This is a genomic window from Kitasatospora sp. NPDC022785, from assembly GCF_055561295.1.
In genome coordinates, this window is the sequence record NZ_JBVHHB010000001.1 from 659,837 (window position 1) to 682,338 (window position 22,502).

The 22,502-nt window shown below is 72.9% G+C and carries 25 protein-coding genes and 1 pseudogene; 12 read left to right on the plus strand and 14 right to left on the minus strand.

The annotated features are described in order from the left end of the window. The first annotated feature begins 61 nt into the window (after positions 1-61). Entirely contained in the window at positions 62-538 is a 477-nt protein-coding gene (locus ACZ3YO_RS02875) for a MarR family winged helix-turn-helix transcriptional regulator (RefSeq protein ID WP_465563936.1), read from the plus strand. Here ACZ3YO_RS02875 and ACZ3YO_RS02880 read toward each other — a convergent pair. From ACZ3YO_RS02880 to ACZ3YO_RS02890, 3 genes are all read right to left on the minus strand, one after another. Then, a complete protein-coding gene (locus tag ACZ3YO_RS02880; protein WP_465563939.1) occupies positions 504-1,856 on the minus strand; it encodes an RNA polymerase sigma factor in 1,353 nt (450 codons plus the stop codon). The genes ACZ3YO_RS02875 and ACZ3YO_RS02880 overlap by 35 nt on opposite strands. Positions 1,857-1,998: 142 nt before the next feature. Next, on the minus strand, positions 1,999-2,376 hold the full coding sequence (locus ACZ3YO_RS02885) for a YciI family protein (RefSeq protein WP_396319095.1): 378 nt from the start codon (positions 2,374-2,376) through the stop codon (positions 1,999-2,001). Between the two features lie 261 nt (positions 2,377-2,637). Beyond that, the gene (locus ACZ3YO_RS02890) at positions 2,638-4,122 is read right to left on the minus strand and encodes a helix-turn-helix domain-containing protein (protein WP_465563942.1); all 1,485 of its coding nucleotides are present in this window, start codon (positions 4,120-4,122) and stop codon (positions 2,638-2,640) included. A gap of 350 nt (positions 4,123-4,472) precedes the next feature. On the opposite strand from ACZ3YO_RS02890, the gene ACZ3YO_RS02895 reads away from it, so the two are divergent. Further along, positions 4,473-4,922 (plus strand): molybdopterin-dependent oxidoreductase, encoded by a 450-nt coding sequence (locus ACZ3YO_RS02895; protein ID WP_465563945.1) that lies wholly within the window; start codon positions 4,473-4,475, stop codon positions 4,920-4,922. Between the two features lie 21 nt (positions 4,923-4,943). Here ACZ3YO_RS02895 and ACZ3YO_RS02900 read toward each other — a convergent pair whose 3' ends face one another. Continuing rightward, entirely contained in the window at positions 4,944-5,363 is a 420-nt protein-coding gene (locus tag ACZ3YO_RS02900; RefSeq protein ID WP_465563948.1) for a TOBE domain-containing protein, read from the minus strand. A 264-nt stretch (positions 5,364-5,627) separates the two neighbouring features. On the opposite strand from ACZ3YO_RS02900, the gene ACZ3YO_RS02905 reads away from it, so the two are divergent. From ACZ3YO_RS02905 to ACZ3YO_RS02915, 3 genes are read left to right on the plus strand one after another with little or no spacing between them, the layout of a single operon-like run. Further along, positions 5,628-5,918 carry an ArsR/SmtB family transcription factor gene (locus tag ACZ3YO_RS02905; protein WP_465564181.1) on the plus strand — a complete coding sequence of 97 codons (291 nt, stop codon included), beginning with the start codon at positions 5,628-5,630 and terminating at the stop codon, positions 5,916-5,918. Between the two features lies 1 nt (position 5,919). Next, positions 5,920-6,801: a cation diffusion facilitator family transporter gene (locus tag ACZ3YO_RS02910; protein ID WP_465563951.1), complete on the plus strand. Its 882-nt coding sequence runs from the start codon at positions 5,920-5,922 to the stop codon at positions 6,799-6,801. Between the two features lie 25 nt (positions 6,802-6,826). Continuing rightward, positions 6,827-7,192 (plus strand): nuclear transport factor 2 family protein, encoded by a 366-nt coding sequence (locus ACZ3YO_RS02915; RefSeq protein ID WP_465563954.1) that lies wholly within the window; start codon positions 6,827-6,829, stop codon positions 7,190-7,192. A gap of 24 nt (positions 7,193-7,216) precedes the next feature. Here ACZ3YO_RS02915 and ACZ3YO_RS02920 read toward each other — a convergent pair whose 3' ends face one another. Continuing rightward, on the minus strand, positions 7,217-7,858 hold the full coding sequence (locus ACZ3YO_RS02920) for a TetR/AcrR family transcriptional regulator (protein WP_465563957.1): 642 nt from the start codon (positions 7,856-7,858) through the stop codon (positions 7,217-7,219). A gap of 38 nt (positions 7,859-7,896) precedes the next feature. Here ACZ3YO_RS02920 and ACZ3YO_RS02925 point away from each other — a divergent pair, with 38 nt between their 5' ends. After that, positions 7,897-8,223 carry a rhodanese-like domain-containing protein gene (locus tag ACZ3YO_RS02925; protein ID WP_465563960.1) on the plus strand — a complete coding sequence of 109 codons (327 nt, stop codon included), beginning with the start codon at positions 7,897-7,899 and terminating at the stop codon, positions 8,221-8,223. Positions 8,224-8,419: 196 nt separating this feature from the next. Beyond that, a complete protein-coding gene (locus ACZ3YO_RS02930; protein WP_465563962.1) occupies positions 8,420-9,349 on the plus strand; it encodes a lysozyme in 930 nt (309 codons plus the stop codon). Positions 9,350-9,609: 260 nt separating this feature from the next. Here ACZ3YO_RS02930 and ACZ3YO_RS02935 read toward each other — a convergent pair whose 3' ends face one another. The 3 genes from ACZ3YO_RS02935 to ACZ3YO_RS02945 all read right to left on the minus strand — a co-directional run bounded on the left by ACZ3YO_RS02935 (position 9,610) and on the right by ACZ3YO_RS02945 (position 11,644). Next, positions 9,610-10,098: a hypothetical protein gene (locus ACZ3YO_RS02935; protein WP_465563965.1), complete on the minus strand. Its 489-nt coding sequence runs from the start codon at positions 10,096-10,098 to the stop codon at positions 9,610-9,612. Positions 10,099-10,330: 232 nt separating this feature from the next. Continuing rightward, positions 10,331-11,257 (minus strand): hypothetical protein, encoded by a 927-nt coding sequence (locus ACZ3YO_RS02940; RefSeq protein WP_465563968.1) that lies wholly within the window; start codon positions 11,255-11,257, stop codon positions 10,331-10,333. 153 nt (positions 11,258-11,410) lie between these two features. Next, entirely contained in the window at positions 11,411-11,644 is a 234-nt protein-coding gene (locus ACZ3YO_RS02945) for a hypothetical protein (protein ID WP_465563971.1), read from the minus strand. A 103-nt stretch (positions 11,645-11,747) separates the two neighbouring features. Here ACZ3YO_RS02945 and ACZ3YO_RS02950 point away from each other — a divergent pair, with 103 nt between their 5' ends. Beyond that, a complete protein-coding gene (locus tag ACZ3YO_RS02950; RefSeq protein WP_465553786.1) occupies positions 11,748-12,260 on the plus strand; it encodes a GNAT family N-acetyltransferase in 513 nt (170 codons plus the stop codon). 576 nt (positions 12,261-12,836) lie between these two features. On the opposite strand, the gene ACZ3YO_RS02955 is transcribed toward ACZ3YO_RS02950, so the two are convergent. From ACZ3YO_RS02955 to ACZ3YO_RS02965, 3 genes are all read right to left on the minus strand, one after another. Further along, the gene (locus ACZ3YO_RS02955) at positions 12,837-14,312 is read right to left on the minus strand and encodes a PLL family lectin (RefSeq protein WP_465563974.1); all 1,476 of its coding nucleotides are present in this window, start codon (positions 14,310-14,312) and stop codon (positions 12,837-12,839) included. A gap of 261 nt (positions 14,313-14,573) precedes the next feature. Next, positions 14,574-15,002, minus strand: a complete 429-nt coding sequence (locus tag ACZ3YO_RS02960; protein WP_465563977.1) for a nucleoside deaminase — start codon at positions 15,000-15,002, stop codon at positions 14,574-14,576. Further along, entirely contained in the window at positions 14,999-15,862 is an 864-nt protein-coding gene (locus ACZ3YO_RS02965) for an LLM class flavin-dependent oxidoreductase (RefSeq protein ID WP_465553792.1), read from the minus strand. Before ACZ3YO_RS02965 ends, ACZ3YO_RS02960 begins: the two co-directional genes overlap by 4 nt. A gap of 94 nt (positions 15,863-15,956) precedes the next feature. On the opposite strand from ACZ3YO_RS02965, the gene ACZ3YO_RS02970 reads away from it, so the two are divergent. Next, the gene (locus tag ACZ3YO_RS02970) at positions 15,957-16,430 is read left to right on the plus strand and encodes an Lrp/AsnC family transcriptional regulator (protein WP_465553794.1); all 474 of its coding nucleotides are present in this window, start codon (positions 15,957-15,959) and stop codon (positions 16,428-16,430) included. Positions 16,431-16,618: 188 nt separating this feature from the next. After that, positions 16,619-17,914, plus strand: a complete 1,296-nt coding sequence (locus tag ACZ3YO_RS02975; RefSeq protein WP_465563980.1) for an alpha/beta hydrolase — start codon at positions 16,619-16,621, stop codon at positions 17,912-17,914. A 128-nt stretch (positions 17,915-18,042) separates the two neighbouring features. Here ACZ3YO_RS02975 and ACZ3YO_RS02980 read toward each other — a convergent pair whose 3' ends face one another. Then, entirely contained in the window at positions 18,043-19,452 is a 1,410-nt protein-coding gene (locus ACZ3YO_RS02980) for an MFS transporter (RefSeq protein WP_465563983.1), read from the minus strand. A gap of 126 nt (positions 19,453-19,578) precedes the next feature. Between ACZ3YO_RS02980 and ACZ3YO_RS02985 the strand changes: the two genes are divergently transcribed. Further along, on the plus strand, positions 19,579-20,289 hold the full coding sequence (locus tag ACZ3YO_RS02985; RefSeq protein ID WP_465563986.1) for a helix-turn-helix domain-containing protein: 711 nt from the start codon (positions 19,579-19,581) through the stop codon (positions 20,287-20,289). Here the strand turns inward: ACZ3YO_RS02985 and ACZ3YO_RS02990 are convergent. Both ACZ3YO_RS02990 and ACZ3YO_RS02995 read right to left on the minus strand, forming a co-directional pair. Continuing rightward, positions 20,243-21,691 (minus strand): MFS transporter, encoded by a 1,449-nt coding sequence (locus ACZ3YO_RS02990; protein ID WP_465563989.1) that lies wholly within the window; start codon positions 21,689-21,691, stop codon positions 20,243-20,245. The genes ACZ3YO_RS02985 and ACZ3YO_RS02990 overlap by 47 nt on opposite strands. Then, positions 21,688-22,143: a GNAT family N-acetyltransferase gene (locus tag ACZ3YO_RS02995; RefSeq protein ID WP_465563991.1), complete on the minus strand. Its 456-nt coding sequence runs from the start codon at positions 22,141-22,143 to the stop codon at positions 21,688-21,690. The genes ACZ3YO_RS02990 and ACZ3YO_RS02995 overlap by 4 nt, the downstream gene beginning before the upstream one ends. Before the next feature lie 128 nt (positions 22,144-22,271). On the opposite strand from ACZ3YO_RS02995, the pseudogene ACZ3YO_RS03000 reads away from it, so the two are divergent. After that, positions 22,272-22,400 (plus strand): annotated as a pseudogene (locus tag ACZ3YO_RS03000) (CGNR zinc finger domain-containing protein); the annotation flags it as partial. Positions 22,401-22,502 lie beyond the last annotated feature (102 nt).

Here is a 22,502-nt window from a genome sequence, read left to right on the forward strand (position 1 = left end):
ACCTCGACACCACGAAGGTACACCTTGGTTCGAATTTGAACAACGGGAGTAGGCTTCCCCCATGTCCTCCACGAACGAACCGCGCTGGCTCGACCAGGACGAGATGGCCGCCTGGCGGGGCTTCGTCGCCGCGAGCAACCTGCTCAACCGCCGGCTGGAGCGCCAGCTCAAGGAGGACTCGGGCCTCTCCCACACCCAGTACGAGATCCTGGTGCACCTCTCCGCCGCCCCGGCCGGCTCCCTGCGGATGACCGAACTGGCGGAGAAGCTGATCACCTCCAAGAGCGGCCTCACCTACCAGGTCACCCAGCTGGAGCGGATGGGCCTGGTCGGCCGCCGCTCCTGCCCGAGCGACGTGCGCGGCGTCTTCGCCGAACTCACCGACGAGGGCCGGGAGATGCTGCGCCGGGCCGCCCCCGGGCACGTCGCCCTGGTCCGCGAGCTGCTGATCGACGTGCTCACCCGCGAGCAGCTCGCCGTCCTCGCCGAGGGCCTCGGCGAGGTCAGCGCCCGTCTGCGGCTGGAGGACCGGGCGTAGCTGGAGGACCGGGCGTAGCAGGGGGGCCGGCCGCCGCCGGAGGGCCGCCCGCCGAGGGGGGCCCGGGCGGAGCAGGCGGGCCGGGCGTGGCTCCCGCGTTCGCCGCCCGCTCCAGCAGCAGCTCACGCTCCCGCGCGTTGCGGGTCAGCGCCGCCGCCCGCTCGAACTCCGTCCGCGCCTCCGCCGCCCGCCCGAGCCGCGCCAGCAGATCGCCGCGGACGCTCGGCAGCAGGTGGTACTCGCGCAGCGCGGGCTCGGCCGCCAGCGCGTCCACCAACTCCAGTGCGGCCGCCGGGCCGTGGGCCATCGAGACGGCCACCGCCCGGTTCAGCTCCACCACCGGCGACGGCGTCAGCGCCATCAGCCGCCCGTACAGCGCGGCGATCGTCGCCCAGTCGGTCTCCTCGTAGCGCACCGCCCGCGCATGGCAGGCGGCGATCGCGGCCTGCACCGAGTACGGGCCGGTGCCCGCCCGTTGCAGCGCGGCGAACCCGCGCCGGATCAGCAGCCGGTCCCAGCGGGCCCGGTTCTGGTCGGCCAGCAGCACCGGCTGCCCGTCCGGCCCCGTCCGGGCCGCCGCCCGCGACGCCTGGAACTCCAACAGTGCGGCCAGGCCGTGCACTTCGGGCTCCTGCGGGGCGAGCCCGGCCAGCACCCGGGCCAGCCGCAGCGCATCCTCGCAGAGCGCCGGCCGGAGCAGGTCGTCGCCGGCCGTGGCCGAGTACCCCTCGTTGAAGATCAGATAGATGACCTCCAGCACCGAGGAGAGCCGGGCCGCGCGCTCCTCCCCGTACGGCACCTCGAACGGCACCTGCGCCCTGGCCAGCGTGCGCTTGGCGCGGACGATCCGCTGCGCCACCGTGGGCTCGGGCGCGAGGAACGCGCGGGCGATCTCCTGCGTGGTGAGCCCGCCCAGCAGCCGCAGCGTCAGCGCGATCCGGGCCTCCGCCGACAGCACCGGATGGCAGGCGGTGAAGATCAGTCGCAGCAGGTCGTCGTCGATGTCGTCCGGCTCGGCCGGCTCCGGCGGCGGCACGTCCTCCAGAGACCGCCCGACCTCGGCGAGCTTGCGCGCGTACGTCTCCTTGCGGCGGACCAGGTCGATCGCGCGGTGCTTGGCGGTCGTCATCAGCCAGGCCCCCGGCCGGTCCGGGACGCCTTGCTCGGGCCACTGCTCCAGCGCGGCGACCAGCGCGTCCTGCGCCAGCTCCTCGGCGATGCCCACGTCCCGCACGATGCGGGTGACACCGGCGATGATCCGCGCCGACTCGATCCTGAACACCGCCTCGACCGCCACGGCCGCGTTGCTCCCGTTCACGGCCACCTATCAGAGCAGCCGCCCGTGGCCGGGGCAAACGCGGACGCGGCGATCGGGCGTCGTGCCGGAGACCGAGGCCGCCGGCACGACGCCTCCGGGGCCAAGGCCTCCGACACCGTGCCCCGGGACCGAGGCCGCCGGATCAGGCCTCCGGTGGGGTGGTGTTCCCGTCGATCTGGCGCAGCTCGGCGCCGACCGTCCAGCTCACCGGGTGGATCTCCAGGAAGCGCTTGGTCCACTCCACCGCCTCGGCCTTGTCCTTGCACTGCATGATGGCGTAGCCGCCGACGACCTCCTTGGTCTCGGTGAACGGCCCGTCGGTGAAGCTCAGCTTCCCGCCGTCCCAGGTGATCCGGGTGCCTTCTGCGGTCGGCAGCAGCCCGGCGGTGTCCAGCATCACCCCGGCCTTGGTGATCTCCTCGAACAGCGCCCCCATGCGCTTCTCGAAGTCCGGGCCCGCCGACTGCATGTCCGGGGCGTCCTGCTCGTTGATACGGATCAGCGACATAAAGCGCGGCATGGTGACTCCTCGGTCGGGAGGACGGGGCTTCTCCCCGCCTCTTTCACCCCTGCGTCGAACGGGGAACGGCCGGATCGACAGCCGCCCGGAAATTCTTCCGGGAGATTTCCGACGCGGCCACCGCAGCCGTCCCCCCGGCCGACCGGCGGCGGGTTCGACGGGCCGGTGCGCAGGCTCGGCGCGGTGTCGCGCAGGATCGGTGCGCCGCCGTTCGGGCTCGGCGCGGTGTCGCTCGGGCGCAGCGCACCCCGCTGCGCGGACTCAGCGGGCCGGTGCGCAGAGGAGGGCCGCGCGGAGGTCGAGGCGGTCCTGGAGGCGGGCGAGGTTGCGGCCGGTGAGCTCCTCTATGCGGCGGATGCGGTAGTGGACGGTGTTGACGTGGATGTGCAGGGTCTCGGCGGTGCGGGCCCAGGAGCCGTCGTGGTCGAGGAAGGCCGCGAGGGTGCCGAGCAGGGAGACGGCGTTCTCCCGGTCGTGGGCGGTGAGCGGGGCCAGCAGGCGGGCGTGGAAGGCCGCGGTGACCTCGGGCGGGATGCCGCGCAGCAACCCGGCCAGCGAGTCCAGCTCGGCGGCGGTGCCGATCGCTCCGGACGGGCCGTCCAGCAGGTACCGGGCCTGGACCAGGGCGGCCCGCAGAGGGCCCGCGGCGGCAGGGACGGCGGGGCCGACGCCGAAGCGCAGGGTGCGCCGCCCGGTGAGGCGGGCCTGGAGGGCGGGCCGGGCGCGGCGCAGCCGGTCGGCGACCTGCGCGGCGGGTGCGGCCACCAGGGCGGCGGCCTGCCGGCCGCGGTCGCTCCCGTGCCCGGCGCGGTCCGTCCCGGCGGCGTACGGGGCGTCCAGCGGGTGCAGCGCCTCGGTGAGCGCGTGCGCCGCCCACCCCGGCGGGGCGTCGTCGATCCGGGCGGCCACGGTGACCAGCGACGCGTCCGCGGGCAGCCCGCAGGCGCCCAGCGGTTCGGCCGGGTCCGCGTCCACGGCCAGTGCGTCGAGCAGCTGCCCGGCGGTCCGCCGCCGCACGCCCGCCTCGGCGTGGGCCCGGGCGGCGAGCGGGGCGAGCAGTTCGGCCAGCCCCTGGACCACCGGTTCGGCCACCGCGTCCCGGGCGTGCGGCCGCAGCCGCCACCCGTCGAACGGCGAGCCGTCCTGCGGCCCGACCGGAAGCCCGAGGTCGCCCCGCCCGCCGGCCACGGCGGGCCCGGCGACGAGCCGCCCGCCCGCGGTGGTGAGCGAGCAGTCCGGCACCCCGAGCCGCCCCACCGCGTGCGCGAGCACCTCGCCGGGTGCGGCGCCCGCGCGCATCAGCTCGGCGAGTTCGCGCCGGACGGTGTCGGGTATCGCGGCCGTGTTCTGCTCGCCGGCCCGGAGGTCGCCCCAGAGGCGCAGGTAGACGCGGTCGGTGACGGACCGGAAGCTGACGCCGGCGGGGACGGCGAGCAGCGGGATGTCGTGCGTGCGGCAGGCGTCGACCAGGCTGTCGGGGACGCTTCCGTGGGTGCCCTCCCCGGCGAGCAGGGCGGCGACGCCGGCGCTGCGCAGGGCGGTGGCGAAGCGCAGTGCGCCGGAGCCGTCGGCGGGCTGCCACCAGACCAGGCCGGTGAGGACGAGCTCGCCGGGCCGGAGGTAGCGGGCCGGGTCCTGGAGGTCGGTGGAGCTGATGCCGGTGGCCGGGCGGGCGAGCAGCTCCGGCGTCCCCCAGGCCAGCCGGATGTCCAGGTCGTCCAGGTCGAGCAGGTCTCCGACGATCATCTCTCTCGCTCCTTGTGCTCCGCGCCGGACCATGGCCATTGCAGCTGCGAGGCCGACCTGGGCATGAGCATCGTAAATGCAAGCCGATGACCTGCAATCCTCCTTGGTGGATCCTCCAGCGCGGGCCGCTGCGGATGGTGTCCGGAACCAGTCGTCCGCACCGTTGCCGCGTTGCTTCAATCGGTGCGGGGCGCACCGCAGTGTCTCCTCCGGTGCGCCCCGCACCCCGCCTCCGCCCCTCGCCCGGACGGGGCTTCGTGGGCCTCGGCACCGTGGCCGGCGTCGGCCGTGCCCGCGTCGGCGACCGTGGTGGCGTCGGGCCGGCGTCGACGGGGGCGGCGGAGCCGCTGATGGGAGCGTCCGCCAGAGTCCGGCTGCACGGTCACCTGGACCGGCCGGCCGAGCTGACCGTCGAGGAACTGCGCGCGCTGCCCGCCCACCGGGTCGAGGTCAGCTTCGACTGCCTGGCCGAGGGCGAGCAGCGCCACGGCTACGAGGGTCCCGCCCTCTGGGACGTGCTGCGCGCCGCCGGCCCGCGGATCGACTTCACCGGACGCAAGCAGCGGCTGCGCTTCCTGCTCTCGGTCAGCGGAGCCGACGGCCACCGCGCCGTCGTCTCCTGGGCCGAGATCGACCCCGATTTCGGCGGCCGGTGCGTCCTGCTCGCCACCAGCATGGACGGCGCGCCGCTGGATTCCGCGGGCCCGCAACTGGTCGTCCCCGACGACCGCTGCGGCGCCCGCTACGTCAGCGGGGTCACGGCCGTCTGGCTCGGGCCGCTGGAGGCGCCGGTCTCCTGAGGCGGCCGAGCGTCACGTCCCTCATGCGGCGGAGAGCGAGACCTCCGTCGACTTGATCAGCGCGACCACCGACGAGCCGGCCGCAAGGCCCAGCTCGGCCGCGGCGTCGGCGGTGATCGCGGCGGTCAGCGCGCCGTCCGCCACGTCGACCTTCACCCCGGCCATCGCGCCACCGGTGGCCACCTCGGCGACCGTGCCCGGGATCTGGTTGCGGATGCTCAGGCCGGCGACCGGGCCCGTGGCCAGCGAGACCTCGGTGGACTTCACCAGCGCCCGTACCGCGCTGCCCGCGCCGAGGCCGAGGTCCTTCACGGCGTCCATGGTGACCGCCGCGGTGAGCTCCTGCCCGGAGTCGAGCCGGACCTTGACGGTGGCCATGACCTCGCCGGTGGTGACGGCGGTGACGGTGCCGGGGAGCTGGTTGCGAATGCTCAGGCTCATGGGTGCATCCTCGTACTTTCGATCATGGAGCTACGGGTTCCCGATCGTGCCGTGATCCACCCTAGTGGCCGGAAAATCGCAGGTCACACGGTGCGTGGCGGCTTCTCGCAGCTGCCAGGGCCGAACCCTCGCCGGCCTCGCAACTGCCGATTCCAACAGTTCACTCGTTGGTGAATTCAGCCATCGCTGTACTATTGGGCCATGGAACCGACCGCCCGGCGCGCCCGCAGCCCGCACCTCCCCGCCGAAGCGCAGGAGGCGGCCATGGAGCGGGTCGGCAAGGCGCTCGCCGACACCAGCCGGCGCCGCATCCTGCTGGCCCTGCTCGCCGCCCCCCACTACCCGGCCGACCTCGCCGAGGAGCTGGGCCTGACGAGGGCCAACGTGTCCAACCACCTCGCCTGCCTGCGCGACTGCGGCCTGGTGCGGACCGTCCCCGAAGGGCGCCGCACCCGCTATTACCTGGCCGACGACCGCCTCGCCCACGCCCTGAGGGACCTCCTCGCCGCGGTCCTGCCCCCGGGAGCGGTCCTGCCCCCTGAAGAGGAGCACTGACATGGAGTCCGCCACCGTCAGCGGCGTCTACCGCCCTCGGATGCTGCTGACCATCGCCGTCACCGGCGCCGTCCTCGTCCTCCAGGTGATCGGCGGCCTGCTCTCCGGCAGCCTCGCCCTGCTCGCCGACTCCGGCCACATGCTCACCGACCTCTCCGGCGTCACCCTCGCCCTCCTCGCCGTGCAGGTCGCCCAGCGCTCGCCCACCCTCCGCCGCACCTTCGGCCACTACCGGCTGGAGATCCTCGCGGCGCTCGCCAACGCCCTCCTGCTGATCGGCGTGTTCGCCTGGGTCGTCTACCAGGCCGTCCGACGGTTCGGCCAACCCGTCGAGGTCCAGGGCGGGTTGATGCTGACCGTCGCCCTGGTCGGCCTTGCCGCCAACCTGGTCGGCGTCGTCCTGCTGCGCAGCGGCAAGGACCACAGCCTCAATCTGCGCGGCGCCTACCTCGAAGTGCTCGGCGACGCCCTCGGCTCGGTCGCCGCCATCGCCGCCGCCGTCGTCATCCAGCTCACCGGCTGGCAGTACGCGGACCCGGCCGCCTCGCTCCTCATCGGCGTGATGATCCTCCCGCGCGCCTACCTCCTGCTCCGCGACGCGGTGCGGGTCCTGCTGGAGGCCACCCCGGCCGACCTCGACCTCGGCGGCCTCCGCGCCCACCTCCTCGCCGAGGAGGGCGTCCGCGAGGTCCACGACCTGCACGCCTGGACCATCACCTCCGGCATGCCCGTCCTCACCGCCCACGTGGTGACGCAGGACGCGCCCGCCGACCTCCTCGCCCGCCTGCGCCGCTGCACGGCCGACCACTTCGGCATCGCCCACACCACACTGCAGGTGGAGCCGGCCGGACTTCGGTTGTGTGAACCGCCGGTACATGCCTGAGCGCCGATTGGGGAGCATGAGGCGCATGAGTATCGATCACGCCTTCGGGCAGCGCTTTGCCGAGGAGTGGGTCGCGGTCTGGAACTCCCGCGACCTGGAGGCCGTCCTCGCCCACTACACCGACGACGTCGTCTTCGCCTCGCCCAGGATCGTCAGCCTGTTCGGCGATCCTTCGGGCGAGGTGCGCGGCAAGGAGGCCCTGCGCGCCTACTGGGCGGAGGCGTTGGGGCTCCTCCCGGACCTGCACTTCACGCTGGAGGACGTCCGGGTCTCGGTGGACACGGTCGTCATCAACTACCGCAACGAGCACGGCGTCGCCGTCTCCGAGGCGCTGACCTTCCGCGACGGCCTGGTCTGCCGGGGCTTCGGGGCGTACGGGGCCGAGGTCTGACGCCCGGGGCGTGCCGGACGCGCCCTACGGTGTGAGCCGGGCGGCGAGCCTCCGTGCTCCCGCCCGGATCCGGCCTTCGCCCAACTCCGGTAGCAGCGCGGCCACGTGTTCGGCCGCGAGCGCCGCCAGCAGTGCGTGCGCGTCGTGCTCGGGGTCCGGTGCGCCCGCCCCGGTGAGCAGGATCGCCGCGTGCCGGTGCCAGAACCGGTAGGCCCCGATGCGGTAGCGGGCGCCGCGCGAGGCCGTCTCCGACATCCGCACCAGGTCCAGGTGCTCCAGCAGGTAGTCCAGGTAGGCGTCCACGAACGCCGCCAGCCGTTCGGCCGGCCGTGCCTGCGGGGAGCCGTCGCCGGGGCCGAGCGGCGCGGGCCCGCGCAGGATCGCCTCCTGGAGCGCCCGCTCGCGCGCGTCCAGCAGGGCGACCCCCAGCCCGGCCTTGTCGCCGAAGCGCCGGAACAGCGTGCCCTTCCCGACGCCGGCTTCCGCCGCGACCTGATCCATCGAGACGGCTTCCACCCCGTGCTCGGCGAACAGCCGGGCAGCGGCCTCCAGCACGGCGGCCCGGTTCCGGGCGGCGTCGGCCCGTTCGGCGGGCGGCGGGGTGCGCAGCGACTCCAGCGGGACGATTGCGGAAGCGGACTGCGGTCCGTTACTGTCGTGAGCCATAACCGGACTATAGTCCGAATCTCTAGGAGGTAGCGGCAATGACTGCACTCATCACCCGGGACGAGCTGGCCGCGGCGATCGAAGCGGGCTCCGTGACCGTGGTCGACGCCCTCGGCGGCGAGTACTACGCCAAGCAGCACCTGCCCGGCGCCGTCGCGCTCGTCCGGGCCGACGTGGACGAGCTGGCGCCCACCCTGCTCCCCGACCGCGACGCGGCGATCGTCACCTACTGCTCCAACCCGGGCTGCGCCAACAGTGGCCAGGTCGCGGACCGCCTCACGGCGCTCGGCTACACCGACGTCCGCAAGTACCGCGAGGGCATCGAGGACTGGACCGACGCCGGCCTGCCCACCGAGTCCGCCTGAAAGGGTCCCGGTAGGGGAGGGGCGGCACGGGGGTGCCCCTCCCCCGCCGGGCCGGAGGTGCTGTACATGACGGTTGGTCAGGATGCGTGGCCGAGGGTGCTGGCATTGGCGCCGGGCGCATGGCAATCTCGCAGAATCCGACAAACCGCCCATATCGGCTCACTGCTGACCTTTCAGTGCGAACCGAAGGAGTGTCATGTCCAGCAGCCCCAGCCCGGCCAGACCGAGCCCGGCAGGCCACGCAGCCACCCCCGCGCCCCGCGCGACCACCCCGACACGCACGCGGGTCATCCGCTTCCTGGTCGCGCTCGCCGCCACCGTCTCCTCGCTGGCCGCCTCCGCCTCCGGCCCCGTCCATGCTGCCGGGCTCGCATCCCGGGCCGGCACCGACCGTGCGCGGTCACCGATCCTCCACCCCGAGCTCGACTTCGCGGGATCCACCGTCGGCGTCCACGAGGGGCGATGGGGCCGCCCCGACCTCAGGCCGTTGACGGCCGCCGTGCAGACCCCGGGCATGGACGTCTCCAGCCGGCAGGGCAACCCCGACTGGTCCCAGGCCGCCGCCAACGGGGCCCGGTTCGCCTATGTGAAGGCCACCGAGGGCACGACGTACACCAACCCCTACTTCGGCCAGCAGTACGGCGACTCCCGCAATGCCGGGTTCATCCGGGGCGCGTACCACTTCGCCCTGCCGGACCATTCGTCCGGTTCTGCGCAGGCTGACTGGTTCGTCGACCACGGCGGCGGCTGGTCCGCCGACGGCAGCACGCTGCCGCCGGCGCTCGACATCGAGTACAACCCGTACGGCGCGACCTGCTACGGGCTCAGCCAGGGCGACATGGTCAGCTGGATCCGCGAGTTCAGCGACACCGTCCAGTCCCGTACCGGGCGGTACCCGACGATCTACACCACCACCAACTGGTGGACCCAGTGCACCGGCAACGACGGCGGCTTCGGCGCCACCAACCCGCTCTGGATCGCCCGCTACGCCTCCACCGTCGGCGCACTCCCCAACGGGTGGCTCTATCAGACCTTCTGGCAGTACGCCAGCTCCGGCACCTTCCCCGGTGACCAGGACTCCTTCAACGGCACCTACGAGCGTCTCCAGGCCATCGCCAACGGCTGACGCGGCTTCTACGGCGGCGCGGAGCCCGGGGGCCACCTCATCGGAGTTCGGCGAGCGGGGCTTCCTGCCGGTCGGTGTCCGGTCACCCGCGTGGGCCAGCCGGTCAGGGCGCGGGTGACGGGACCCGGCGACGGCCCCGGTGGGTCGGTGGCCGCGACGCCGGTCGGTCGCACGATCGAGAGCTTTCTCCGGTGCGGCCTGATCGCCGAGGGTGACCAGGCCGCCGCCCTGGGCATCCGGGGGAGGCGAGTGTCAGCAGTTCAGGACTCGCAGTTGACGGGGGCGTTCCCGCCACTCACGCGACAGGTGTCGGACTGGGTGCCGCCGTTCACGACGCCGTTGTTTAAGCCGGTCTGCAGATAGTCGTTTCCCGCCCCGCCGGCGACGACGCCGGTGGAGGCCACGGTGCCGTTGACCACGACGAAGTCGGAGCCGTCGCCTGCGGCGATCGTGCCGGTGATGCCGGCGGTGGAGATGTAGTCGTTGCCCGTGCCGCCGTCGATGGTCCCGGCCATGGGGCCGGTGACCGCGATGTTGTCGTTGCCGCCGAGGCCGTTGACCTGGTCGCCGACGCCGACGAGGGTGCAGCGGATGAAGTCGCTTCCGGACGTGCCCGAGATGACCGGGCCTGAGGCGGGGACGCCGTTGACCGTGCACGAGCTCACGGCGTGGGCGGGTGTCACGGAGAGCGCGAGCGGGGCAAGTGCGATGGAGGCGGCGCAGAGCGCACGCACGCTTTGTCTGATCATGCGATGAGTTACACACGGCTATGGGAGTTCTGCAATTCGTCACCGTCGGATGCCTGTGAGGATCGGCGTCCTGGCATCGCTCGACCGGACCATCGGCCCGAGCCGGGGGATCCACGGTGACCTCCCCGGCCGCGGCGGCCTCATGGGCAAGATCGACACGCTCGCCGGCCCACCCGACCCGAATCCCTGCCGCAGGGCCTGCGACGGCACATCGCGCAAGACCGCCTGGCCTTCACTCCTGGCCGACCTGGGCCACCAGGGCGCGCCAGTCGACCCGCCGGGGCTCCCGCTTCTCGTGGGTGGCGGCGGCGACGGCGGCCGCGGCCGCAGTGGTGCGGCAACCACCGCACCGCTGCTCGCCGTTCACCGGACGGAAGGCGTGGTCGCAGCCGTCGCAGGAGACCGGCGCCGCTGAAGCCGGCGTGCTCGGCCCGGCCTCGTCGGGCATCTTCTCCTTCAGTCGCCAACGCAGGATTGCGGCAGGTGACTTGACGGGCGTCGGCAGTCCGGAGGTGAGTGCCGACCGAAGTGCCGCCGCGCTCACGCCCCTGGCCAGCCATTCGGCGGCGAGTGGCGCCAGCCTTCGTACCTCGCGGGCCCCCAGCGTCAGCCGCGGATCGACCTTCCGCAGCTCCAGCAGGATGCGCTCGGCCTCGGCCGACCCTGCGGCCGGGGCAGCTGCTTCGTCCGTCGGTGGGGACGGGAGGGGGGAAGTGTTCACCTCAGGTGTTACCCCAGGGGGGACGGTGCCGGACGCCCGGACGGACGATGTCCCGCGGGTACGTTTTCCGGCACCCGGATTGCCGTCGGAATCCCGCTGTTCGACGTGCTCGTCGAACAGCCGCTCCGCCTCGTCCGCGCTCAACGGCACGTTGGAGACGAGCGATTCGGTCCGTACGTGCCCGGCTGCGCCGCGCCGCCGGGTGGTGTGGAGCAGTCCGGCGCGGGTGAGCTGGCGGCGGGCGCGGTCGGTGGTGATGCGCCCGCCGGCGAGCCCGGCGGCGAGGGCGGTCACGGTGGTGGTGCGGGCCTTCGCCGGGCCGAGCGCCAGGGCTCGTACAAGCAGGCGAAAGGCGGAGTCGGACAACTCGTCGTCCCACACCAGTGCGTTGGAGATCTGAGTGAAGTCGCGCGTCGGCGCGATAGCATGCATGAGCATCGTCAGTGGGGCCTTAACCACTCGACGGATGAAGAGCCCGGCCGCGTGCGTCAACACGTTGCCGGGCTCGCCCCATTCTTCGGGGGCGATCCGCTTATGGCGGTCACGCTACACCCAATTGATGGGCTGTCAGTGCTCTCGGAAATGAAGTGATTACCCGTTGTAGTGATGAGTTGCGTCCTTGGGTGGCCGTGACTCCGGTGCCAGTGGCTCCGCACCCGGAAGCTTCACCGCGATCCCGCGCGCCAGATCGAACGCGGCGGCCGGCTCACCCTTGTCGGCCCACGCCGAAGCCCCGCACCACCGGTCGATCGGGCGGAACCGCTCCAGCGCCTCCGCATGCGGCTCCGCCTTGCCGCAGGAGGAGCCGAGCAGGTGTTGCAGCACTGGCAGCTGCTCGTCACGGCGGCGAATCATCCCTACCGGGAGGGGTGGGTGCAACGCAGGAAAGGGCTCGCCGAATAGTCCATTCCGTGGAAACATGCCCCATATGGGGACGATTCTGCACGGCACCCACGTCACGCTCCGACCGGCCGCCGACGACGACATTCCGGCCCTCGTGGCGATCCGCTCCACCCCCGAGGTCTACGCCCGCTGGCGGGGTGGCGACGACCTTGCCGACGCCGTCGCCACCGACCTCAAGGAGCCCGGCACCGAGACCCTGGTGATCACGGTGGGCGGGCAGGTCGCCGGCGCGATCCAGTGGTACGCCGAGAACGACGACGAGTACCGGCACGCCGGCATCGACATCTACCTCGACCCGGCCCGCCACGGCCAGGGCCTCGGCACCGACGCCGTCCGTACGCTCGCCCGCCATCTGGTCACCGACCACCACTACCACCGGCTGATCATCGACCCGGCCGCCGACAATGCGGCGGCGATCCGCTGCTACGAGAAGGTGGGATTCCGCCCGGTGGGGACGATGCGCCAGTACGAACGCGGGGCGGACGGGACGTGGCACGACAATCTGCTGATGGACCTGCTCGCCGACGAACTCGTATAGCGGGCAAGCCCTTTCGTCGTTCCGCCGCATCGTCGATCCGGAAACCGTCACGGATGCCGGGCACGCCTGTGATCTGCTCATGGCCGCTGCGCCGTCGCCCGACGCCTCGGGCGATCAGATCGCTTCCGCGGCAAAGGAACTGAGCTGGTGAACGGTCATGCGAAGCACCTGGCGTGGGCAAGGGCCTGATGAGCCAGGGCCACGCCGGCCAGGGGCGGAGCACGCCGGATCGCGCGGCGACGGATCGCCGCGGAGCGGAACGGCGAGCGGATCGCCCGGCTGACTCGGCGTCGGGTCAACGCCGTGCCGTACGAAACCCCCCCGGATGACCGAACGCGAGGCCCGCGCCCTGTCGGCCTCCTTCGGGGGGGGAGCACGCCGGCAGTGCCGACCGGCGCCTGACCTTGCCGATCGCCCCCGCGCCGGCGTCGGCGCGCACGCCGAGGTGCTGCGAGGGTGGCGGGGCCCTCGATTCCCGAGGGCCCCGCCGGCTGACGGCTCTTGCCGTGGCCTCGGCCCGGCTCCTGGGAAGGGAGCCGGGCCGAGGCGTTGAGGGGAAGGGGGCGGTCGGGGAGGTCAGGAGACGAGCTTGATGACCGCCTCGGCGGCGGCCTTGCCGGCCGCGGCGACGATCGCCTTCACGAGGTCGCCGAGGGCTCCCGTGACGCCGGCCGCGAGGGTGTCCGTCCCCTCCAGGCTGGCCTTGAAGGTGCCGTTGAGGATGCCGTCCCACTTCTCGGTGATCTGCGGGTTGTTGCCGGTGAACGTGAAGTCGTCGTTGCGGTCCGGGGTGCCGAAGGGCAGGCCGGCGACGGTGCCCTCGGTGTGGCCGGAGTGCTGGAAGGTGAACACGGTTCCGTCCGGCGTCATGACGGCCGCGGTGATCGTGTAGTCGATGTTGTCGAAGCCGCTGTCGTGGGCGTGCGTGCTGAACGAGAAGAAGCCGTCCTGGCGCATCACGACGTGCGCCGAGCCGCCGATGGCGATGTCGGTGGTGACGTCCTGGTCGAAGTTCTTGCTCGACGTGTCGTACCAGAAGCGGTCCTGGATGGAGGCGTCCCCGCCCACGAACCAGACCTCCATGCTGTTGGGGATGCGGGAGACGGCGGCGACGCCACTGGTGATGGAGGCGCTGCCGGCGGGGGAGAGTTCGAAGGCCTGCCAGTTCCCGCCCTCGTACCAGTAGCGGTCCTGGACGGAGCCGTTGGGCCCGACGTACCAGAGCTCCATGCTGTTGGGGATGCGGGAGACGGCGGCGATGCCGGTGTGGGTGGAGGCGCTGCCGGCGGGTGCCAGTTCGAAGGCCTCCCAGGCGTGGCCCTCGTACCAGTAGCGGTCCTGCACCGAGCCGTTCGCCCCCACGTACCAGACCTCCATGCTGCCGGGGATGCGGGACACCGCCGCGATTCCGCCGGTGGTCGAGGCGCTGCCGGCGGGGGAGAGTTCGAAGCCCTGCCAGTTCCCGCCCTCGTACCAGTAGCGGTCCTGCACCGAGCCGTTGGCGCCGACGTAGAAGACCTCCATGCTGGCGGGGATGCGGGAGACCGCCGCGATTCCGCCGGTGATGGAGGCGCTGCCGGCGGGGGAGAGTTCGAAGCCCTGCCAGTTGCCGCCCTCGTACCAGTAGCGGTCCTGGACGGAGCCGTTGGCCCCGGTGAACCAGACCTCCATGCTGCCGGGGATGCGGGAGACCGCCGCGATTCCGCCGGTGGTCGAGGCACTGCCGGGGGGTGCGAGTTCGAAGCCCTGCCAGTTGCCGCCCTCGTACCAGTAGCGGTCCTGCACCGAGCCGTCGGCGCCGATGAACCAGACCTCCATGCTGCCGGGGATGCGCGAGACGGCGGCGATACCGCCGTTGAGGGAGGCGCTACCGGCGGGCGCCAGCTCATAGCGCCTCCACGGCGCCCCGTCGTACCAGTACGCCCCCTGCACGGAGCCGTTCGAGGCGACCCACCAGGCCTCCATGCTGCCGGGGATGCGGGAGACCGCCGCGAGCCGGCTCGACGGATCCGAGCTGCCGGCCGACGAGAGCGTGAATTGGTTCCAACCCATCTCGGATCCTCCAGTGCTTCGCTGTCGGAACACCCGGGCCGGAAGGTCCCGGCCCGGTCCGCGTGAGCCGTCGTCCGTTTCCCGGAGCGTGTGCTCAACGCGTGCTCTCACGTTAGGAATTCGCCGCGACGGGAGCATGAGGCCGTGGTCCCGAGTGCGTCCCGGGACCAGTGCACCAGCCGGGACCGCCCCGCCATGGGACAGGCGGGGTCGGGCGACGACGGGCGGGAACGGGCGGCTACGGGCCGGGACGGCGACGGGTCAGCGGTAGTACGCCTCCATTACGGCCCGCACCTCGTCGAGCAGCGCCGGGCCCTCCTGCGGGACGGGGAGCCGGCCGCTGCCCGGCCTGATGTCCAGGAGCTGTTCGTTGGAGAGGGCGAACACCACCCGCCGCAGCCCCGCCTGCTGGATGACCGCCTCGCACATCCCGCACGGCTGGCAGCTGGTGTACATCGTGGTGTGCGCCGCCGTGGCCGCGTCCAACTCCCTTGCGGCCCACCGCGCGAGCTTCAGTTCCGGGTGCGCGGTGATGTCCCGGTCGGTGAGGGTCGTGTTGCGTTCCTCGGCCAGGACGGTGCCGTCCGGGCCGGCCAGCAGCGATCCGAACGGCGGGTTGCCGCTTGTGCGGGCCTCGGCGGCGAGCACGATGGCCCGGCGGAGGAGGGTGTGGTCGTCGGGGGTGGTCATGACTGCTCCGTACCTGTGCGGGGTGGGTAGAAGTGCGCGGCCACGGTGGCGAGCGCCTGCCAGGCCGGCTGGGGGTGGCAGGTGTCGCGGGGGTCACCGCTGTAGGGGTCGAGGACGACGGTGTCGGCGCCCAGTAACCGCAGTTGGTCGAGGTCGGCCATGATCTGGTCGATCGTGCCCTCCCCGGCGAGCCGCTGCGGTCCGCCGACCGGACTCGCGGTGGGCTTGAGGGCGATCCGCGGGGCGAAGGCGGGGACGGGCCGGTGCTGGGCGTCCGCGAGCTCCTTCAGCCTGGCCACGGACTGGCGCAGCACCGGCAGGGTGCAGCGCAGTGGGTGCCAGGCGTCCCCGAACCGGACGGCCCGGCGCAGGCCCGCCTCGCTGTTGCCGCCGACCCAGACCGGGATCCGACGGGCTCCGTAGGCGGCGGTGTCCGCCCAGGCCGCCTTGACGCCCTGGAGGTGGGCGTCGGTCAGGCGGCCCCGCTGTTCGAACGGGATGCCGAGGGCGGCGAACTCCTGCCGTGCCCAGCCGACCCCCACGCCGAGGACCAGTCGGCCGCCGCTCAGCTCGTTCAGGTTGGCCGCCATCCGGGCGGTGAGCAGCGGGTGCCGGTAGGGCGCGATGAGGACGGTCGTGCCGAGCCGGACCCGGCCGGTGACGCCGGCCAGCCAGGACAGGGTGGTGAACGGCTCGTAGAAGGGGGCCGGATAGCGCTCGGCGACGTCGGGCGTGATGGCGACGTGGTCCGAGACCATCAGCAGGTCGAACCCCAGGCCCTCCACCGTCTGGGCCCAGCTGCGCAGGACTCCCGGGTCGGTGCCGGGGCCGAAATTGAGGACGTTGACTCCGATCTTCACGAGCTCAAGGCTAGCCAGGCCGTACGGGCCGTCAGAAGGGATTCCTCGCTGTTCAGGGGCGGTTGGCCCGTGGATTCACCGGTAATCTGGGCGGATGACCGAGAGCCTTGACGCAACGGACTGGGCGATCCTGGCCGAGGTCCAGCAGGACGGCCGGATCCCGTTCACGGAGCTGGCGCGGCGGGTGAACCTCAGCGCGTCGGCGACGACCGAGCGGGTGCGCCGTCTGGAGACCGCCGGGGTGATCACGGGGTACCGCGCCGAGGTGGACCTCGAACGCACCGGGTACGCGGTGCTGGCGGTGGTCCGGCTGAAGTACCCGGGGCCGGGGACGCGGCACGAGCCGCTGCGGCGCCTGGTCGAGGAGCGCCCGGAGATCCTGGAGTGCCTGCGCACCACCGGGGACGACTGCTACGTCCTGAAGGTGGCGACCACGTCGATGGGTCACCTGGAGGAGGTCGTCGACTCCCTGGCCAGGTTCGGGAGCACGACCACCAACCTCGTCCTCAGCCGGACGCTGCCGTTCCGCGGCCCGCGCGTGCCCCGGGCGGCCACCCCGCCGCTCTGAGGTCCTCGGCGCCGTCGGCCGGGTCCCCACCGCGAGCGGCGGGCGGCGTTCGCGTGGCCCGGCTTCGACGCGGGGCTGACCTCCCAGGTTTCTCCCAGCAACCGGCAACCGAACGGGCGTTCCCTGCTGTCTCTCCTGACACCGGGCATGCGGGCCCGGGCGGCACAGGAACTGGGCACCGGAACGCGATGAACCTGACAGGCACTCCCTTCTTCGTCTTCACGATCCTCCTGTTCGTGGGCTCCATCGCGCTGGCCATGGCGCAGTGGCGGGGCAGAGGGGTCTTCGGATGGGTGCCGGGCGTACGAGCGCCGGGCGGAGGCGCACCGACGGGAGAGGTGCCGGCTGGAGACGTGCCGGACGGGGGCGGTCCGACCGGGGCCGGTCCGACCGGAGGCGTACCGGGCGGCGGTGTGCCGGGCGCGGGGGCCCGACGGGGGCGCGGCCCGCTGCGGGCGCTCTCCTACCTCGGGACCATTCTGCTTTGTCAGTTCACCGCCGTGGCCATGGTCTTCGTGGTGGTCAACAACGAGAACCAGCTCTACGACAACTGGGGCGACCTGCTGGGCACCTCGAACCACGTCCGGGCCGTGCCGGTGCCCCCGAAGGACGAGGGCCTCGCCGGGGACCGGGCCGCCGCCTCCGCGGGCGCCTCCGCCACGCCCGCGCCCAAGGTGCCGCAGGCCTTCCACGCCCCGGACTCCGATGCCGTGCCCAGGAGCGTCAAGCAGGCCGATCTCAAGGGCAAGCTCTCCGGCGTCGACGGCGAGGTCCTGGTCTGGACGCCCCCGCAGTACGACGACCCCGCGTACAAGGACAAGACCTTCCCGGTGGTCGAGCTGCTCGCCGGCTACCCCGGTGCGTCGAGCGCCTGGTTCGGCGACACCATGGACGCGGCCAAGCAGCTCGAACCGCTGATGAAGTCCGGTCAGGTGACGCCGTTCATCCTGGTCTCACCGCGCGTCACCCTGCTCGGCAAGACCGACACCGGCTGCGCCGACGTCCCGGGCAAGGTCAACGCCGACACCTGGCTCTCGCGGGACGTCCCGCAGATGGTGATCGACAACTTCCGGGCCGACACGACCGCGGACCGCTGGGCCCTGTCCGGCTACTCCGCCGGTGCCCACTGTGCCAGCCGCCTCGCCCTCGCCCACCCCAACCGCTACCGCGCCGCGATCAGCATGTCCGGCTACAACGACCCGGCCGGCGAGGCCGTGTCACTGACCGCCAAGGACCCGAAGCTGCGCGAGACCTCCAACCCCCTCTACATCCTCACCCACGCCGCCACCCCGCCGAACGTCGCGCTCTACGTGACCGGCAAGCGGGGCGACGGCCTGGAGGACGCGACCGCCCTCCAACAGGCGGCGAAGAGCCCCACCACTGTCACTCCCGTCGAGACCACCGGCCCGCACCTCACGTCGACCTGGAAGCCGCTGGTCGTCCCGACCTTCAAGTGGCTGACGGGGATCATCCCGCCGCGGTAGGGGTGCCGCCTGCGCCCGGACGGGGTGGTGCGGTGCGGCGCGGTGAGGGTCGGGCCGGTGCGGGGGCCCGAGCACGCCGCCTGGTACGAGCGGTCGGGCCGGTGCGGGGCCCGACCACGCCGGTGCGGTCATCCCGCGCGGCGGGCGGGCGGAACGGCCGCGCGGGAGTACCGGGCCACGACGAAGAGGAACAGCCCGCAGGCCACCACGACCAGCCAGCCGGGCCGGGAGGCCCGGGCGAGGCCGTCCGGGCCGACACCCGCGACCAGACCCCCGGCGACGGCGATGCCGACGGCCGAACCGACCTGCCGTGCGGTGGAGGTGATCGCCCCGGCCACACCGGCCCGGGCCGGCGGCAGGCCGCTCACGGCGGTGTTGGTGATCGGCGCGTTGGCGAAGCCGAAGCCGGTGCCGATGAGCAGGTAGGCCACCAGGAGCAGCGGGAGGTTCACGTCCTCCCCCGGGCTCACCAGGCAGAGCGCGCCCCCGGCGGTGATGAAGGTGCCGGCGAGGAGGAGCGGCCGTCGAGCTCCGACCCGCCCCACCAGGCGGCCGGACAACGGTGCACAGACGGTCGCCCCCAGCGCCATCGGCAGGGTCGCCGTGCCCGCCGCGAGCGGCGTCCATCCGCGAGCGTGCTGGAGCCAGAAGGTGGTGAGCAGAAGGCTCACGGTCAGCGCGACGAACACCGCCACGGCGCCCAGGGCCGCCGTGGTGAACATCGGCCGCCGGAAGAGCCCGAGGTCCATCAAGGGCTCGCTCCGGTGCCGTTCGACCCGGGCGAATCCGGCCGCCGCCGCCACGGCCAGGACGTATCCGGCCAGCGCCAGGGGCGAGGTCCACCCGATGCGGGGCCCTTCGATGAGCACAGCCACCGTGAGACACACGGCGACGGTGAGGAGCAGCTGGCCGGGCAGGTCCAGTCGGCGGGCGCGCTCCGCGCGGGACTCGGGCACGAACACGGCACTCAGGACGACGGCTGCGACGATGACCGGAGCGTTCACCCAGAACACCGACCGCCAGCCGAACGCCGCGATCAGCGCCCCGCCCGTCACCGGCCCGGCCGCCATGCTGAGCCCGAAGACCGAGGCCCACACGCCGATCGCCTGCGCGCGCTCCTTCGGGTCGGGCATCGCGTTCACCACGATCGCCAGGGCCACCGGGCTGAGCATCGAGGCCCCGACCCCCTGGAGGGCCCGCGCCGCGACGAGGGAGCCCATCGACGGGGCGATCGCACAGGCGAGGGAGGCCACGCCGAAGACGGCCAGCCCGCACTGGAACACGCGGCGGCGCCCGAAGCGGTCCGCGAGCGCGCCGGACGAGATCAGGAGGCTGGCCAGGACGACGGTGTAGGCGTCCACGATCCATTCCAGGCCGCGCGTCCCCACGCCCAGGCCGCGCCCGATCGTCGGCAGGCCCACGTTGACGATGGTGGTGTCCAGGCCGACCAGGAACATGCTCAGCGCGCAGACGGCCAGCACCGTCCAACGCCGGCGCACACTCAGTGCGGGTTGGACAGCCAGGGATGTTGTGCTCACGGGCCCACCTTCCAGTCCGGGACTTCCGGTGGGCCCATGCTCGGATCGGGAGTGGGCGTGGGCCCACCAAACTTGCGAAGACTGCAAAATGGACGTGTGGACGCCGAACCGGCAGGAGCCGAACCCATGCAGACCGAGCCCGCCCAGGCCGGCCCCGGACAGGCCGGGGTCGCGGAAACCGAACTCGCCGAGATCCTCGACGGCATCGGGCCGCGGCTGCGCGCCCTGCGCCGCGACCGCGGACTCACGCTGGAGGCGCTCGCGGCCGAGGTCGGGATCTCGGTGAGCACGCTGTCCCGCCTCGAATCCGGCAAGCGCCGCCCGACCCTCGAACTGCTCATCCCGCTGGCGCGCACGCACCGCGTCGCGCTCGACCAGCTGGTGGCGGCGCCGGCCACCGGCGACCCCCGTGTCCATCTGAAGCCCCGCCGCCGGGAGCCCGGCAGCGTCCTGGTGCCCCTGACGCAGTACCCGGGACGCGTCCAGGTCTTCAAGCAGGTCCTCGCGCCCCGCGAACCGAAGCTCGTGACCCACCTCGGCTACGAATGGCTCTACGTGCTGGCCGGCGAACTCCGACTCGTCATCGGAGAACGCGAGTTCACCCTCCGGCCGGGCGAGGTGGCGGAGTTCGACACCGGCGAGCCGCACTGGTTCGGCCCGGCCGGCGCGAACGCCGTCGAGATCCTGCACCTGTTCGGACCGCACGGCGACCAGGCCGTCGTCCGCACCGGGCCGTCCTCGGCACACGCACCCGCACCCGCACCCGCACCCGCACCCGCACCCACACGTATCACCGTGAACTGTCGCCGGAGCGCGTCGGGCCGCCGACGGCTGTGACCACCAGGGCGAGAGCGGCCACCGTTGCCAACACTCCCCAGACCGGCGCGAATCCGTGCACCGAGTCCTTGAGCAGGCCGAGGGCGGGCGGCACCAGGACGACGGCGATCTGCGTCATCGCCATGGTCAGGCCGAGGGCGAATCCCGTCCTCTCCGGCGGGGCCGACTCGGCCACGTAGGCGACCCACGGGCCGTACCAGCCGATGCCGAAGAACCCGAGCCAGGCGAACAACACGCAGGCCCCCACGGGCGACTGGCCCAGGGGCGTGATCAGCGCCGTCATCCCCGCCACCGCCGCGGCCATGCACGTCATCACCGGGGTGTAGCGCCCGGACCGACTGCGGTCGCTCCAGGCGGCCAGGCAGATGCGCCCGGCCGCACCCGCGCACTGGGTGACGACGAGGACCGCGGCCGCCGGGCCGGCTCCTAGCGACGTCACATCATGGAGGTACAGCCCCGTCAGAACGCCGACGCCGCAGTGCACCGAGACCAGGGTCAGGCCGGACAGCACGGCCTTGACCAGGGCCGGTTCGCGCAACATCCGCACCCGGTCGCAGAGTTGCGACGCGAGTGGGGCGCGCGGCTTTCTCCCGGGCCGGGCAGCCGGGGCAGCCGGGGCAACCGGGGCACTCGGGGTGACCAGGTCAGCCGGGGCGGTGGAGGAGCCGGGGGTGTCCGGGGCGTTCACGGTGGGCGGTTGTCGGTAGAGGCCCATGAAGACGACGGCCCCCAGCAGCGCGACGGCCCCGCCGGCCGCGAACGCCGCCCGCAGGCCGAACGCCTCGGCGAGGGCGGGCAGGACGGCAGCGGCGAGCGCCCCGGCCAAGGGGAGCCCCGCCTGGCGGATGCCCATCGCGAGGCCTCGCCGGGAGGGGTCGAACCAGGACGCGACCGACTTGCTCCCGCCGGGCTGTGCGGTGCTGTAGCCCGCGCCGACCACAAGCAGCACGACGAGCAGGGCCCCGTAGCCCTGCACCAGGCTGCCCGCGGTCAGGCCCGCGGCGACCACGCCGGCGCCGATCCCGACGACCCAGCGCTCGTTGTAGCGGTCCAGCAGTTCCCCGGCCACCAGTAGGCCGACGAGCGGGACCAACTGGGCCGCCGAGAGCAGGAGTCCGAGCTGGGCGGTGCTCAGGTGCAGGTCGCGCCGGAGGAAGACGCCCATCGCGCCGATGCCCTGGACGAAGAAGCAGGACGCGGCCTGGGTGAAGGTGGCGATGCCGAGGACGACCCACCGGTACCGCCCGCTGCGTGGCGTGGCGGTATCAGGTGCGGGAGCGGCTGCGGCAACGGTCGGCCCGGCAGTGGCTGGTGCGGCAACGGCTGGTGCTGCAACGGTGGTTGTGGGGGCGGCGGGTGCGGTGGCGACGTCGCCGGCGGCGGGCGGGTTGCGGCCGGTCACGGGCGCCGGTACAGGGCCGGGTCGGGGTGGTCCACGAAGCCGAGTTCTCGGTAGAGCGGTTCGCCCTCGTGGGAGGCGTAGAGGTCCACCCGGGCGACGTCCCGCTCGCGGAACCAGTCGAGCAGGCCCCGCATGATCGCGCGGCTGTGGCCGCGCCGCCGGTACGCGGGCGCGGTGACGACACCGATCACGAGCCCGGCCCGGCCGTTGCGCAGGTGCGGTCCGGGCAGCCGCTGTTCGACCGATCCGATGCCGCAGGCGGCGAGGCCGTCACCCTCGTCGCCGTCCACCACGAGGATCCGCATGGTTCCTGCGGCGAGCTGCCGCTTCAGGACGTCGGCCAGCGCGACCCGCCAACTACCATCCCCCGAGGACGGGTTGAAGTAGTCGCCGCCGAGCTGCTCGAACAACAACGCGCGCAGGCGGACGAGTTCGGAGACGTCCTGCTCCACGGCCGGACGTACCCGGGAATGGCTCTCGGGGTGTCGGCCGGTTCCGTGACCGGTTCGGTGGCTGATGGGCTGACTGACGGTGTGACTGATGGGGTGACTCATGCCGACCAGAGTGCTGTCATGGTCTTATGCACCTCAACCCTTACGGCGAGGACGCCGTGAACCTGGCCGCCGACCTCGCCAACCGGCGCCCCACCGCCGCCGAGGAGCTCGCCGAACGGTGCCGCGGGGGCGGGGGCGGGGGGGGGGGGCCCGCCCCCCCCCCCCCCCCGGGGCGCCCCGCGGGGGCCCCGGGGCCCCCGGGGGGGGGGGGGGGCCCCCCCCACCCCCCCCCCCCCCCCCCAAATCACAAACCCCAT

Excerpts from the sequence above, each read along its gene's own strand:
- ACZ3YO_RS02875 (WP_465563936.1), top strand. The coding sequence starts at position 62 with ATGTCCTCCACGAACGAACCGCGCTGGCTCGACCAGGACGAGATGGCC.
- ACZ3YO_RS02885 (WP_396319095.1), bottom strand. The coding sequence starts at position 2,376 with ATGCCGCGCTTTATGTCGCTGATCCGTATCAACGAGCAGGACGCCCCG.
- ACZ3YO_RS02890 (WP_465563942.1), bottom strand. The coding sequence starts at position 4,122 with ATGATCGTCGGAGACCTGCTCGACCTGGACGACCTGGACATCCGGCTG.
- ACZ3YO_RS02895 (WP_465563945.1), top strand. The coding sequence starts at position 4,473 with ATGGGAGCGTCCGCCAGAGTCCGGCTGCACGGTCACCTGGACCGGCCG.
- ACZ3YO_RS02900 (WP_465563948.1), bottom strand. The coding sequence starts at position 5,363 with ATGAGCCTGAGCATTCGCAACCAGCTCCCCGGCACCGTCACCGCCGTC.
- ACZ3YO_RS02905 (WP_465564181.1), top strand. The coding sequence starts at position 5,628 with ATGGAGCGGGTCGGCAAGGCGCTCGCCGACACCAGCCGGCGCCGCATC.
- ACZ3YO_RS02910 (WP_465563951.1), top strand. The coding sequence starts at position 5,920 with ATGGAGTCCGCCACCGTCAGCGGCGTCTACCGCCCTCGGATGCTGCTG.
- ACZ3YO_RS02915 (WP_465563954.1), top strand. The coding sequence starts at position 6,827 with ATGAGTATCGATCACGCCTTCGGGCAGCGCTTTGCCGAGGAGTGGGTC.
- ACZ3YO_RS02920 (WP_465563957.1), bottom strand. The coding sequence starts at position 7,858 with ATGGCTCACGACAGTAACGGACCGCAGTCCGCTTCCGCAATCGTCCCG.
- ACZ3YO_RS02925 (WP_465563960.1), top strand. The coding sequence starts at position 7,897 with ATGACTGCACTCATCACCCGGGACGAGCTGGCCGCGGCGATCGAAGCG.
- ACZ3YO_RS02930 (WP_465563962.1), top strand. The coding sequence starts at position 8,420 with ATGTCCAGCAGCCCCAGCCCGGCCAGACCGAGCCCGGCAGGCCACGCA.
- ACZ3YO_RS02935 (WP_465563965.1), bottom strand. The coding sequence starts at position 10,098 with ATGATCAGACAAAGCGTGCGTGCGCTCTGCGCCGCCTCCATCGCACTT.
- ACZ3YO_RS02940 (WP_465563968.1), bottom strand. The coding sequence starts at position 11,257 with ATGCTCATGCATGCTATCGCGCCGACGCGCGACTTCACTCAGATCTCC.
- ACZ3YO_RS02950 (WP_465553786.1), top strand. The coding sequence starts at position 11,748 with ATGGGGACGATTCTGCACGGCACCCACGTCACGCTCCGACCGGCCGCC.
- ACZ3YO_RS02955 (WP_465563974.1), bottom strand. The coding sequence starts at position 14,312 with ATGGGTTGGAACCAATTCACGCTCTCGTCGGCCGGCAGCTCGGATCCG.
- ACZ3YO_RS02960 (WP_465563977.1), bottom strand. The coding sequence starts at position 15,002 with ATGACCACCCCCGACGACCACACCCTCCTCCGCCGGGCCATCGTGCTC.
- ACZ3YO_RS02970 (WP_465553794.1), top strand. The coding sequence starts at position 15,957 with ATGACCGAGAGCCTTGACGCAACGGACTGGGCGATCCTGGCCGAGGTC.
- ACZ3YO_RS02975 (WP_465563980.1), top strand. The coding sequence starts at position 16,619 with ATGAACCTGACAGGCACTCCCTTCTTCGTCTTCACGATCCTCCTGTTC.
- ACZ3YO_RS02985 (WP_465563986.1), top strand. The coding sequence starts at position 19,579 with ATGCAGACCGAGCCCGCCCAGGCCGGCCCCGGACAGGCCGGGGTCGCG.